The organism is Vibrio gazogenes (genome assembly GCF_002196515.1).
GTDB lineage: Bacteria > Pseudomonadota > Gammaproteobacteria > Enterobacterales > Vibrionaceae > Vibrio > Vibrio gazogenes_A.
Window position 1 is genome coordinate 746,412 of the sequence record NZ_CP018836.1, and the last position, 12,582, is coordinate 758,993.

The 12,582-nt window shown below is 41.5% G+C and carries 11 protein-coding genes; 5 read left to right on the plus strand and 6 right to left on the minus strand.

The window, feature by feature from the left end; translation table 11 throughout:
* Positions 1-85 precede the first annotated feature (85 nt).
* Positions 86-1,132, plus strand: coding sequence for an ornithine carbamoyltransferase (argF, locus tag BSQ33_RS19025; RefSeq protein ID WP_021021106.1), 1,047 nt, complete (start codon positions 86-88; stop codon positions 1,130-1,132).
* Positions 1,133-1,282: 150 nt separating this feature from the next.
* On the opposite strand, the gene BSQ33_RS19030 is transcribed toward argF, so the two are convergent.
* Complete coding sequence (locus BSQ33_RS19030; RefSeq protein ID WP_088134939.1) at positions 1,283-2,677, minus strand: DHA2 family efflux MFS transporter permease subunit; 1,395 nt, start codon at positions 2,675-2,677, stop codon at positions 1,283-1,285.
* A gap of 135 nt (positions 2,678-2,812) precedes the next feature.
* On the opposite strand from BSQ33_RS19030, the gene BSQ33_RS19035 reads away from it, so the two are divergent.
* The gene (locus BSQ33_RS19035; RefSeq protein WP_088135306.1) at positions 2,813-3,742 is read left to right on the plus strand and encodes a LysR family transcriptional regulator; all 930 of its coding nucleotides are present in this window, start codon (positions 2,813-2,815) and stop codon (positions 3,740-3,742) included.
* 108 nt (positions 3,743-3,850) lie between these two features.
* On the opposite strand, the gene BSQ33_RS19040 is transcribed toward BSQ33_RS19035, so the two are convergent.
* Positions 3,851-4,459, minus strand: coding sequence for a TetR/AcrR family transcriptional regulator (locus BSQ33_RS19040; RefSeq protein WP_021021109.1), 609 nt, complete (start codon positions 4,457-4,459; stop codon positions 3,851-3,853).
* Between the two features lie 379 nt (positions 4,460-4,838).
* Between BSQ33_RS19040 and BSQ33_RS19045 the strand changes: the two genes are divergently transcribed.
* Positions 4,839-6,290 carry an APC family permease gene (locus tag BSQ33_RS19045; RefSeq protein ID WP_088134940.1) on the plus strand — a complete coding sequence of 484 codons (1,452 nt, stop codon included), beginning with the start codon at positions 4,839-4,841 and terminating at the stop codon, positions 6,288-6,290.
* Between the two features lie 5 nt (positions 6,291-6,295).
* Here BSQ33_RS19045 and BSQ33_RS19050 read toward each other — a convergent pair whose 3' ends face one another.
* Complete coding sequence (locus BSQ33_RS19050) at positions 6,296-6,796, minus strand: DUF2938 domain-containing protein (protein ID WP_088134941.1); 501 nt, start codon at positions 6,794-6,796, stop codon at positions 6,296-6,298.
* A 94-nt stretch (positions 6,797-6,890) separates the two neighbouring features.
* On the opposite strand from BSQ33_RS19050, the gene BSQ33_RS19055 reads away from it, so the two are divergent.
* Both BSQ33_RS19055 and BSQ33_RS22285 read left to right on the plus strand, forming a co-directional pair.
* Positions 6,891-7,280: a helix-turn-helix domain-containing protein gene (locus tag BSQ33_RS19055; RefSeq protein WP_072955215.1), complete on the plus strand. Its 390-nt coding sequence runs from the start codon at positions 6,891-6,893 to the stop codon at positions 7,278-7,280.
* A 55-nt stretch (positions 7,281-7,335) separates the two neighbouring features.
* Positions 7,336-7,737, plus strand: a complete 402-nt coding sequence (locus BSQ33_RS22285; protein WP_088134942.1) for a DDE-type integrase/transposase/recombinase — start codon at positions 7,336-7,338, stop codon at positions 7,735-7,737.
* A 269-nt stretch (positions 7,738-8,006) separates the two neighbouring features.
* Here BSQ33_RS22285 and BSQ33_RS19065 read toward each other — a convergent pair whose 3' ends face one another.
* The 3 genes from BSQ33_RS19065 to BSQ33_RS19075 form a co-directional block, all read right to left on the minus strand.
* Complete coding sequence (locus tag BSQ33_RS19065; protein WP_088134943.1) at positions 8,007-8,774, minus strand: thioesterase II family protein; 768 nt, start codon at positions 8,772-8,774, stop codon at positions 8,007-8,009.
* A 59-nt stretch (positions 8,775-8,833) separates the two neighbouring features.
* Positions 8,834-10,789, minus strand: a complete 1,956-nt coding sequence (gene thrS, locus BSQ33_RS19070; RefSeq protein ID WP_088134944.1) for a threonine--tRNA ligase — start codon at positions 10,787-10,789, stop codon at positions 8,834-8,836.
* Between the two features lie 470 nt (positions 10,790-11,259).
* Complete coding sequence (locus tag BSQ33_RS19075; protein ID WP_157721443.1) at positions 11,260-12,474, minus strand: cytochrome P450; 1,215 nt, start codon at positions 12,472-12,474, stop codon at positions 11,260-11,262.
* Positions 12,475-12,582 lie beyond the last annotated feature (108 nt).

The window sequence follows — 12,582 nt, forward strand, 5'->3', positions numbered from 1 at the left end:
CCTCTCAATTGAATAACGAATTAAATCTACTTTGTGTAGGTATGAATATCTACACCCCAAATTCTGATCAAGAAGGAATAATATTATGAAATTACCATCTTCAAGCGCGACCGAACTCAACAAAAAAAATATGGAACACATGGTGTCGATGAAAGACTTCAGTGTCGAAGAAATGGATCGCATGATGGAATTAATGAGCTATTTAAAAGACGCGCGTCAGGACAATGCGATTCCTCAATTATTTAAGGGTAAATCTGTCGCGATGATTTTTGAGGCCGGCTCAACGCGGACCCGCGTGTCTTTCGAAGTGGCAGCGACACTGTTAGGCGGTCATGCGCTGTTCTTATCGCCAAAAGATATCCACCTTGGCGGCAAAGAGTCGATTGATGATACATCACGCGTGCTATCCCGTATGTGTGACATCATTATGGCGCGTACCAATAGCCCGGAAACACTGGATGGGTTACTGAAAATGTCGACTGTCCCCGTAATCAATGGGCTCGATACGCGTTTCCACCCCACTCAGATGCTGGCGGACCTCTTCACCATTAAAGAACATATCACTGACGGACGGGCTTTATCAGACTTAACGCTGGCGTTCATGGGAGATGCAACGGATGTGTGCCGTTCACTGATGCTTACCTGTGCAAAATATGGAATGGGCTTTAAACAGATTGGTCCGAAGAAATACCATATGGAGCAAGCGTGGATTGATCTCGCCGAAGCCTTCTGTGCTGAATCTGGTGGTCATATCGAAATCACTGATGATGTCGACCAGATTCGTGACTGTGATGTGGTGTACGGTGATAGCTTCTACTGGGTCACTCAAACGGATGAGAAAGAAGAACGCTTGGCGGCATTCATGCCGGATTATGTGATTACAGAAGAACTCATGGCGAAAGCAAAACCGGGCGCCATGCTCCTTCACTGCCTACCGGCGAACGATCAGGAAGAAATCACTCGTGGCGCACTTGAAAGCGAATACTCTGTTGCGTTCGATGAAGCTGAAAACCGTTTAACCGCACAAATGGCAATTTTGGTTTATTTCACTCACAAACATTCTCATCTGCCATCAGCCGATGTGGTGAAGAAACACGAAGCAAAAATCGGTGATTTTTTAAAAACGTTGTAACTCACTCGATATAAAGAAACGATCAATTAAAATACAGATTCATTGTTGAATGAGACAGATGAAAGAGGTGGTGATTGCTGCCTCTTTCATTGATCTAAGTGCTAAATACATGGCGCAACCATCAATGAATAAAAGATGAATCTACCCTATTTATTTTTTAATCCGACTCACACTAAATAAAATCGCTAAAAATACGGAGCCGGAAGCAAACCACAACCCTAGGTGGACTATATTTCCGGAAGATGAGGCAAGAGAATCTGACTGGGATAGTATGATACCAATCACCGCAGTACCAAGACACTGACCAAATGTTCTCATCATCGCCAATACTCCGGAAGCATAACTACTGTAATTGACCTGCACATTTGCCATCATTTCACGATTGTTAGGGCTTTGAAATAAGCCGAAACCAATACCACAAACTAAACTTCTCCACGCAATATCTAAAACTGACGGGGTTTGTGGGAGACCGATTAATAGCAGCGATCCCATCCCAAAAATGACAAGCCCGAACGTTGAAATCATTGCCGGATTTTTCTTATCGGCCAGCCTCCCTGCATGTGGTGCCGCAAGAATAATACCGACAGGCCATGGCAGGAAAAGCAGCGCGGATGCGAGTGGACTATAGCCATAAACCCCCTCATATAAAAATGGCAGTGCAATAAAAATAATCCCCTGAGCGATAAACGAAATGAAAGATGTAATCGCTGAGAGAGAGAAACGTTGATTTGAAAAAATTTCTAACGGCAACAATGGCGCAATGGTTCTGCGCTGACGATAAACGAATGCTATACCGCTCACCAACGCAGTTACCGCATAAAACAACGCCTGTTGTTCGTTATCACTGGTTACATGTTTAGAAAATGAGTTGGCACACAAGATCGTGCTACCCAGCATAATGACAGACAACAATGCACCGATTTTATCTAAAGGACGTGTATCAAGCTGAGCGGACTGAGGAAGAAATCGTTTCGAAAAAACGACAGCGATAACGCCGAGCGGGGCATTGATCATAAACAGCCACGGCCAGCTTAACGTAACCAACAAAGCACCACTGATTAATGGTGCGACTGCGGTACATGTGGCAACTAATAATGCGTTCATCCCTAAAATTCGTCCGAGTAATCGGGTGGGGAAAATCCGTCTCAGGAGTGCCGGTGCGATACTGAGCGTCGCTGCGCCACCAATCCCCTGAATAAAACGCATGACCACCAGCTCTGATAATGAAGAAGATAATGCACATCCCACAGAAGACAGCGTAAAAACAATCAATCCCCCGATAAACTGTTTACGAAAACCGATACGAGTCGCCAGTGCTGAAAAAATAGCCAAAGACATCGCAACAGCAAGTAAGTAACCATTCGCAACCCAAACGGCCTCGGAAGCACTGACCCCGAGTGATGTTGACATCTGGGGCAATGCTATATTGATCATCGAACCATCAAAAACATTCATCGTCGTCGTAATCATGACGGCCAACATCGCAAATAATCGTTCTTTACCGGGCAATCCGTCATCGCCCGCTTGATTCATAAACAGTGCCATATATTGCCACCTCTTTTCTTTGAAAGATTAAAGTTTAAATTGCTATCATACAAGGCGGAAGACGCATCAAATTCACTATATAGTTGCACCAGACGCCATATCATTTCAGATGCAACAACAATGCAAGGGGAAACGATGACCATGCCTGATATGAACTTACTCGCTGCACTGGACGTTTTACTTGCGGAGCAAAGTGTCGCAGGGGCTGCGAATCAGTTATCTTTAAGTCCCTCAGCAATGAGCCGGACATTAGCCCGATTACGCTTCATCACGGGCGATCAACTGCTGGTTCGTGCCGGACGAAAGATGGTATTAACCCCTTATGCTGAATCGATTAGAGAGCGGACAAGACAGACTGTATTTGAAGCGCTCAATATTCTTCAGCCAAATATTCAAGCTGTAGATTTACCCACACTTGAACGGACTTTTACCATTCGTGCCAACGATGGATTCATTGAAACGTTTGCAGCCAAACTCATCACTCACATGACTCAACATGCGCCGCAAGTCCGGTTACGATTCATGCCAAAACAGCAAAAAAGCCCTGAGGCTCTGCGAGAAGGTAAAATCGATTTAGAAATTGGTGTACTCAAAAATATGGGGCCTGAAATACGCATCAAAGCCTTGTTTTATGATCACTTCGTGGGTGTCGTCAGGAAAGGACACCCACTGAATCAATGCAAACAGGTAACGATACAACAATACTGTCAATTTAGTCATATTATCGCTTCCCGAAGAGGTGATTTTTCAGGACCGGTCGATGAAGCGCTCAAAGCACAAGGCGTAGCGCGCCATATCGCTGCGACAGTCCCCAGCTTTCCTGCTGCACTTGAAGTCGCCAGAAATTCAGATTTAATCGCCTTAGTGCCAGCTTCATTTTTGATCAATGAATCACTGAGCGCCGGTGAATCTGGTTTATGGGTCTTTGAGCTGCCAGTACAGACCAATGACATTACGATTTCCATGATGTGGCATCCCCGCCTACAACTAGATTCCGCACATATCTGGCTGAGAGAACAAGTCGATAAAGTTTGTCAGGGAGCAATGGAAAAACGTTGGTTTTAAATGACCAGCGATCAGGGCAAACGATATTGATCATATCAGGTTGATAACGACTAGACGGATGATCGAACACTCATGGAACATCAACGAGTTAGCGCAATCCCTTTGATGTTATTTTTCTACTTTGGGAAGCACTTGCGGTAAGTAAGCCCCTAAATAGGCTTCTGTGAGAATAATCGCTTCTCTTTCCATCTCTGGCGCAATGTCCCCGTCTTCTCGATAGTTCATTGAATAGACTTTATCGGCAACCTGTAGCGCAACCGCAAAAATGTTGACGTCCGTGGGGAGCGGCGGCAGAACGAAATGTTCCCGATAGATGCTTTCGACTTTTTGGGCCAATAACTGATCATTCTGCGCATCCGCATGGCGGATTGTCATGTAGGTATGTTGCCCTAATAGCGTATGTTGGGCCAGCGGACTCGTGCGATAGTAGTCAACAAAGCCTTTTTCGATCATTCGGTTTATATCAGACCAGTGAGTGACTTTATCACTATCGACCGCTTGGTTGAGAACGGTTTCGAAGTCGGTGAACACATCATCCATAAGTTCACACATAAGGGCTTCAACATTGGGATAGTGGTGGTACACACTCGATGCGGCGATACTCGCTTCTTTGGCAATATCGTATATCGATATGGTATTCACATCCCTTTTTGAGGCTAAGTTGATTGCTGCGCTTCGGATCCTTTCCAGCCTTTGCTCTGTTGATTCTTTTCTCATCTTTTAATCTCTAAATTCATGCTAGATGCTACTTCTAACGCTCAACTTTCATTCCAGACTGAAAGTGACCATTACCGCTTTAAAGATGTACGTCACGAAATCAACCCATACTAGCATGATCTGGAAAACCAAGTTTGATGTTCGATTCCATTTTATGGCGGCTTATTGCAGGGGTCACCGTTTTCAGAACGAACCACATACTTGACTAGAATCAAGTTTCTGTTCAAGCGGGCGTCGGATATTGATTAATCTGCACTCGCTCAAGATTTTATGCCTGAAAACACATGAGCACCGGATAAGTGATTTGAGTAACAAGATTGTCCCCGCGAAGCTTTTACTATGGTGTTAGTAAGCTTTTAGTCACTAACGGAGACAGAGCATGAGTATTCAGACACAAGATCAGCAAATGGGAATCGGTAGTGTCGCTCTGTTTAGCCTATGTGCCGTGATTGCAGTGGATACTTTATGTGCATCCGCAGCGATTGGCGTCAGTTCGATTGGTTGGTGGGTAACCACGCTGATCATTTTTATCATTCCCTACGGTCTCATTACCTCTGAACTCTCCGCATCTTATCCTTGCGAAGGCGGCATATATGACTGGGTCAAAAGGGCCTTTGGTTCCTGCTGGGCGATGAGAACAACGTGGTTTTACTGGATAAATGTCGGCTTATGGATGCCGGCAGTTTACATCATGTTCGCTGGCGTATTTTCTGAACTGTTTAACCTCGCCCTTTCTCTCTTTTCCCAAGTCGTGATTTGTATTGTTCTGACTTGGGTAACCATTGCGATTTGTAACGTGTCAACCAACATCGGTGTCTGGGTCGTCAATATCTCAGCCGTCTTGAAAGTGGTAGTGATCCTCATTCTGGGGGTCGGTGGTTTTATGTATGCCGCCCAGTATGGCATCGCTAATCAGTTTAGTTTTTCTGCCATGTTACCGAGCTTTGATTCCGGTATCGCCTTTCTGCCTGCATTAGTCTTTAACCTCATGGGCTTTGAGCTCGTTGCCACCATGAGCAAAGATATGAAAGATGTGAGCGATATGCCCAAAGCGATATTTTTAGCCATTGGTATCACCGCATTTCTTTATATCTTCGGCACGCTAGGCATTTTAATGGCGTTACCGGTGGAAGATATCGGTTTAGTGTCGGGAATGATTGCCACACTGCGACAGTTGTTCGGAGATTCGGCGTTTGGTAACAGCATGGTCTACATCGTCGGTACCATGATTTTACTGAGCTTTATCGGCAATATGGTGACTTGGACAATGGGGGCGGGAAGAGCAGCAGTAGAAGCGGCGAGAGAAGGCGAACTGCCTCAGATGATTGGCCAGTTACATGAAAAATACCATACCCCCTCAGGCGCCAATAAAATAACCGGTATCGTTTCCACGACGGTGATTGCTTTCTATGCGTTGTTTGCACAAAACAGTGATGGCCTATTCTGGTCGGTATTTGCGTTTTCCAGCTGTATTTTCTTAATCCCTTACTTGTTTATGTTTCCTGCTTATCTGAAACTCCGTTTAAGCGACTTGGCAACACCACGCACCTTCAAAGTCCCGGGAAATATGCTTGTACAGTACACCCTCACCACCGTCTGTTTTCTGGTCATTGTACAAGCATTGATCCTGTTCATTTTCCCTGCGCTCATTGATTTCAGCATTGACTGGCGTTACAGCGCACCGGTATTGAGTGGCGTGATTGTGACGATTTTAGTCGGAGAGTATATGCTGAAACAAGCTGAGTTGAAGAAAGGCTTGCGAGTGAAAATATTGCTCGCCCAACCGATAGCAAACGAAGCAAGTCTGCGGTGTTTGAGTTATAGGCATTGATTCAATCACAGGATGACACTACCTATGTGAAGACTTAAAGCGCTTCCGAATAAGCCGAGACCATACGCACCGTGTGCTAAAAAACTTAACCACCGCGCTTTCCAAGGCCTTGGGGTTTGACTGGCAGCAACCCCAAAACCAAGACAAGGCTGAATGAGACAAAAAGGGAATACCAGCGTGACAATACCAGTGAATATCGCAGGAATCACCCTCGGCTCAGTCAACCACCCTTCTCCCCAAATGAACACATGAGTCAGCGCAAAAATAATCCCTATCACGTAATGCAGCACCCAACCTAGCGGCTTTTCTCCCCGAATCGATGGCGTCGCCATAATAGGCCGATGGACGAACTGTCCTTTAGGCATGCATGCCAGCCAACGGGCGATCAGTGCATAGTTTAGTGGTGGGCTATTAAATATATTTTTTTGTAACCAACCCCAGACATCCATGATGAACGTGGCACCGATGCCGACCAATATCGCTTGTAACCCCATTGAAGTTTCCATTCTCATACTCCTCACACGTTGTACTTTTATTAAGGCTTGTTATATTGGCAGACACCATACAACTTAAAGTTGACTTTAAGTCATAGGATATTTTATGGATATTGCTGACGTGTCTCGAGAATCGGGATTAACCCCATCAACGCTAAGATATTACGAAAAAATCGGACTGATCCGCTCCAATGGCAGAAAAGGATTGAGGCGACAATATGCCCCGAAAATTTTGAATCAATTGAATATTATTTCACTCGGACGGATGGCGGGATTATCGCTCAATGAAATCGCCACAATGTTTGACACTGCGGATGATTTAGCGATTGACCGAAATTTGCTCATGCAAAAAGCGGTAGAAATTGATATTCAGATCAAACGCCTGAAAATTGTACGAGATAGTCTTAAGCATGTGGCAACTTGCCCGCAGTCATCGCATTTAGACTGTTCATCATTTCAAAAACTAATGAAATCAGTGAAGCGTTATTTGTCTTGAGATTGGACTCTCTGCTGAGGAGATTGAATGTGGTCGAGATCGCGTATTGAGATTGATGCAAAGTGCGAAAATTCAAGCTTTACGGGGTTATAAGCGCCCTAAAGTGGATGACTCAGGGCATGAACTCATTTCGGCCCCCAATCAATGGTGGGTCAGAGACATTACGTATATTCATACACATGAGGGCTTCTTATTTTTGGCCGTTATGATGGATTTGTATGCACGTAACATTGTGGGCTGGTCAATGTCGGAAAGAATGACAGAAGACCTTGTTCTCTCGGCGATCACCATGGCTTATTGGAAAAGAAAGCCAGAATCCATCGTTCATTTGCACTCCGATCAGGGTAGCCAATATTCGAGTCGAAAATGCCGAAAGTTACGGGAGTCGTTTAATATTGAACAAAGTATGAGTCGACGTGGAAACTGCCATGATAACACCTCCCAAAGTTCCTTTTGATAGATATCAGTGGAACCAAAACATCTTTACAACTTCAGCGTATATTATCAGAGACGGATTGATTCGCATCCTGCTCATGTAACCCTAAAAAATATTCATAGATTTTTCACACTAATATGGATGTATCTAAATTTGATAAACTAAATTATACGTCATATTTCGCTGCTGATATTTTAGCATATCTTAAATAATGCAATCGAGAATAAATATGTTGTTAATTTAAAAAACTAATCAACACTATCCAAATCAATGCTCAATCACATTTTAAATTAAAAATTTAATTTATCACTTATAATTTCGCTCATTAAATTCAATATCTCTTTCTCATAATTAAATATATAAAAATGAGATCCACTATATATTTTATAATTAAATTCATTTAATGTATGTATATTCCAAGCCAGCAATTCTGATTGACTTGCTAGTAAATCTTTATCTGCACCTAATATCATTAATGGAATATCTAGAGGCTCAGAATTTATATATGTATATGATTCATCTAATAAAAAATCATTGCGCATAATAGGCAATAGTATGTTTAGTAGATCATCATCATCTAAAATAAATGAAGGTGTACCATCAAATGTCTTTAATGTACGAACAAGATCTGATTTTGATTGACTGGAAATTTTATCATATTGGCGTGGTAAATGAGGGGCTCGCTTCGCAGAAAAAATCATGTGCTCAGCCATTCTGAGACTTTTATTTCTTATCTCTTTCATTAATTCAAAGCAAACTAAGCACCCTAAACTATGCCCAAAGCATAGATATGGTTTGTCTAAAAAACGTTGGATTGCTCCTAAAAGCCCATTAACTAAGCTGGGCATATGAACAATGTGTTCTTCATTCATGCGTTCAGCACGCCCAGGAAGCTGAACAATATAAACTTCAACATTATTTCTCTCAATTAAAGCTTCTGCCCATTTCCTATATCCCTGTGCTGTACCACCAGCATGTGGAAAAATGAACATTCTTTTTCCAGCATTTTTATTTTTCTTAGGGCAATATAGCCATTTATCATCTATGTCTAAATTCATATTTTAAACCTAAAAAATTATTACCTAAGAGACAGCTAGGCCTCTTAGGTAGAATATACTTATACAGCCATTAATTGATTATCTAAAGCAACTAACGGGGAACGACGCTTCAATTTAATATCATCAAAAATAATATCAATCAATTTTGTAACATCTATTCTGCCTAAATCTTCACCAGTGTTAATACGCAGAGATACTTGATTATTTTCAACTTCAGCATCACCAACAACAACTAGATAAGGAATTTTTTTCAGCGTATTCTCACGAATTTTATACCCAATTTTTTCATTGCGAATATCTAATTTAGCTTTAATTCCTTGTTCCTTAAATGTTTCATATAATGCCTGACAATAATCTGATTGCTTCTCAGAAATATTCATAATGACAAGCTGATGTGGAGACAGCCATGTTGGCAACGCACCTGCATAATGTTCAATCAGAATGGCAATGAAGCGCTCGACCGACCCTAACATTGCTCGATGTAGCATTACTGGTACTTCTTTATTGCCTTCTTCATTAATAAAACTAGCTCCCAGACGTTCAGGAACCATGTAATCTAACTGAACAGTTCCACATTGCCATTCACGTCCCATACGATCTTTCAAATGAAACTCAACTTTAGGCCCATAAAACGCCCCTTCTCCCGGCAGTATTTCGTACTCAAAACCCGCTTTTGTAACAGCATCCTGTAACATCGCTTCAGCTCGATCCCAAACGTCATCTGAACCTATTCTCTTTTCCGGACGCGTCGCAATTTTTATCGATATATTTTTTTCTTCAAAACCGAAATCCTGATATACCTGAAATACCTGAGAAGTGAATAAAGCAACTTCAGAAAGAATTTGTTTCTCTTGGCAGAAAATATGTCCGTCATCCTGAACCATTGACCTGACACGCATCAAACCGCGTAAACTACCAGATGGTTCATAGCGGTGGCAGCATCCAAACTCAGCGTACCGGATCGGTAAATCTTTATAACTTTTCAGACCATCATTAAAAACCTGAATATGGCAGGGACAATTCATAGGTTTTACTGCATATTCTCTCCCATCAATATGAGTTACAAACATATTTTCAGAATACTTATCCGAATGCCCAGATTTCTTCCATAAATTCTTGTCAACTAACTGTGGTGTATGAATTTCATCATAGTTAAATGTTTCTAACCGTTCACTTACATAATTGACAATTGTCTTATTAAGCCGCCATCCTCTCGGATGCCAGAAAACCATCCCCGGGGCTTCTTCCTGCATATGAAAAAGGTCAAGTCGTCGGCCAATATTCCGGTGATCATTCTTCTCTGACTCTTTTAATGCATGTAAATACCCATCCAGTTCATCCTGAGTATTCCAGGCCGTACCATAAATACGCTGCAATGACTGTTTGCTTGAATCACCTCTCCAGTATGCACTGGACACTCTCAGCAGTTTGAAGTGGCGTAAGAAACGAGTGTTTGGTACGTGAGGTCCCCGGCACATATCTATATATTCTTCATGAATATATAGATTCACATGGGTTATGCTTTCATCCAGTTCTTGGATAATTTCCACTTTATAGGGTTCATTCCGTTCGGTGAATACTTGAATCGCTTCATCTACAGTGACTCTTTTCCGAATAACATCATAATTTTTCTTCACTAACTTTTGGATAAGCGCTTCAATCGTTTCTACATCATCTGTCGTAAAGGGCTCATGCTCAACATCATAGTAAAAACCATCTTGAATAACTGGGCCAATTGCCATTTTAGCCTCTGGATATAACTGCTTAACGGCTTGACCTATCATGTGGGCAAATGAATGGCGAATTATTTCAATTCCTTCAGGATCCTTATCTTTGATCAAACGCACCGTTGAATCACCGGTAATCAGTTCACAGAGATCGACCAATTGATCATTCACCTGCCCGGCAACTGCAGATTTAGCTAAACTTGGGCTGATACTTCTAGCAATATCCAAAACTGAGACTGGCTCCTGGAATGCTCTTTTTTCTCCATTGGGAAATGTGATAACAGGCATGATTTTAAATTTCCTTCAATAAAAACTATGATAAAGACAGAATAAATATCTAATTTATATAATAACGCAGGGTTTTATATTAGACATTCTTAGTAAAGTTCATTCTTAATAAAGTATCTAATCCATAAAATAGGAAGTCACAACCATTTAACAGCAATAGTCGTACTACAGTGAAGCCAGTTTCTTCCGGCCCACAAAATCAATTATAAACTCAACAAACAATATGAGTTTTATCATTTGTAATTCAGATAACTCTTATATCAGAACAAATAGGATACAACTCAAGCCACCAACCATTACTGACAAAACTACCACTAATGTCTCATAAAAATTAGAAACATTTATATTTCATTCGAAGAACTTACAAGCCTAACATCAAATGAGAAGACTTCCAATTTATGATGAATCTAACAGTCTATACCAAATTGAAGTCAATTGGGATATTCTTTATCTTCATAATGATTCATGCTTTACCAGTGAGCAATTAGATTATTCAATATACGTCTTGTAAACTGTAATGACCAATTCGGCTGTTCAACATCATCTAAAGAAAGGTGAGGCAATCTCTTTAATATCGTATTAATTGCAATAGCCGATTCAACACGGGAAAGTTGTGCCCCTAAGCAAAGGTGGGCACCACCACCAAATGAGATTGGACGAATATTTTCCCGGTAAATATCAAAAACATCCGGGTTGGAATAAACCTCTTCATCTCTGTTTGCTGAGGAAAGAACAAGGATAACTGTTTCTCCTTTTTTTATCATTTGACCATCGATAGATGTGTCTTCTAAAGCAGTTCTCGCGGCTATCTGCACCGGAGGCTCATATCGTAACGCCTCTTCAATTGCATTAACGGTTAATGAAGGGTCAGCTTTAATTTCATCAAGGCTCTCCTTGTGACGGAACAAGAGTAGCAGAGCATTGGAGATAAGTGATGTTGTAGTCTCATAACCTGCCCCCAGTGTTAACATAATGTTGGCGACAAGTTCATCGTCAGATAATATATCACCATCTTCGCGGGCATGAACCATATGGGTAATTAAGTCGTCTTTAGGAGATACCCGACGTTCATCACACAACCCTTTAATATAGGCACTTAACTCAATAACATCCTGATTTACTTCATCAAGTTCCTCACGAGAGACAGGTTTCAAATCCAACAACCGGCTGGGAATCCGACTGACAAAGAAATCCATATCAGCTTCCGCATCAATCCCTAACATTTTGCAGATGACCATCAACGGAAGCCTTTCGGCATAGTTTCTCATAATATCCATACTGCCTTCTGCCTCAACCCTATCAATCAGCATATTGGCTGTTTCTTCAATCATGGGCTGTAACTTCTTGATTGAACTGGAAACAAAAGCTTTCATAATGAGCTTCCGTAGTCTGGTGTGTGCAGGGGGATTAGACATTAGAACCTGTAAATTAATCATCTTCAATGCTGGTTCATCTGCTATTTTTGTATTCAGTTGTTTTTCGAGTACTGCACCGAAGTTTTTGCCAAAAAATTTATTCCTCAATACATCTTCTATATCTTTATGACGAGTCACCAACCAAAATCCCAATGGAGAATAATGTATTGGATCTTCACTTCTTAAGCATCGATAAAACGGATATGGGTTATATAAAAAATCTTTATCTGTCGGGTTAAAAATCAATTCATTCAGAATTTGAGTATTCATAGTGTTCCTCTTATTGTCATCATCAATAAATTTACTATTATTCATGCTTTGAATGATTGCTGAATATCTCTCACCCCATCCTTTTGGTTCAGATGAATAATGAAAGAT

Excerpts from the sequence above, each read along its gene's own strand:
- argF (WP_021021106.1), top strand. The coding sequence starts at position 86 with ATGAAATTACCATCTTCAAGCGCGACCGAACTCAACAAAAAAAATATG.
- BSQ33_RS19030 (WP_088134939.1), bottom strand. The coding sequence starts at position 2,677 with ATGGCACTGTTTATGAATCAAGCGGGCGATGACGGATTGCCCGGTAAA.
- BSQ33_RS19035 (WP_088135306.1), top strand. The coding sequence starts at position 2,813 with ATGACCATGCCTGATATGAACTTACTCGCTGCACTGGACGTTTTACTT.
- BSQ33_RS19040 (WP_021021109.1), bottom strand. The coding sequence starts at position 4,459 with ATGAGAAAAGAATCAACAGAGCAAAGGCTGGAAAGGATCCGAAGCGCA.
- BSQ33_RS19045 (WP_088134940.1), top strand. The coding sequence starts at position 4,839 with ATGAGTATTCAGACACAAGATCAGCAAATGGGAATCGGTAGTGTCGCT.
- BSQ33_RS19050 (WP_088134941.1), bottom strand. The coding sequence starts at position 6,796 with ATGGAAACTTCAATGGGGTTACAAGCGATATTGGTCGGCATCGGTGCC.
- BSQ33_RS19055 (WP_072955215.1), top strand. The coding sequence starts at position 6,891 with ATGGATATTGCTGACGTGTCTCGAGAATCGGGATTAACCCCATCAACG.
- BSQ33_RS22285 (WP_088134942.1), top strand. The coding sequence starts at position 7,336 with ATGCAAAGTGCGAAAATTCAAGCTTTACGGGGTTATAAGCGCCCTAAA.
- BSQ33_RS19065 (WP_088134943.1), bottom strand. The coding sequence starts at position 8,774 with ATGAATTTAGACATAGATGATAAATGGCTATATTGCCCTAAGAAAAAT.
- thrS (WP_088134944.1), bottom strand. The coding sequence starts at position 10,789 with ATGCCTGTTATCACATTTCCCAATGGAGAAAAAAGAGCATTCCAGGAG.
- BSQ33_RS19075 (WP_157721443.1), bottom strand. The coding sequence starts at position 12,474 with ATGAATACTCAAATTCTGAATGAATTGATTTTTAACCCGACAGATAAA.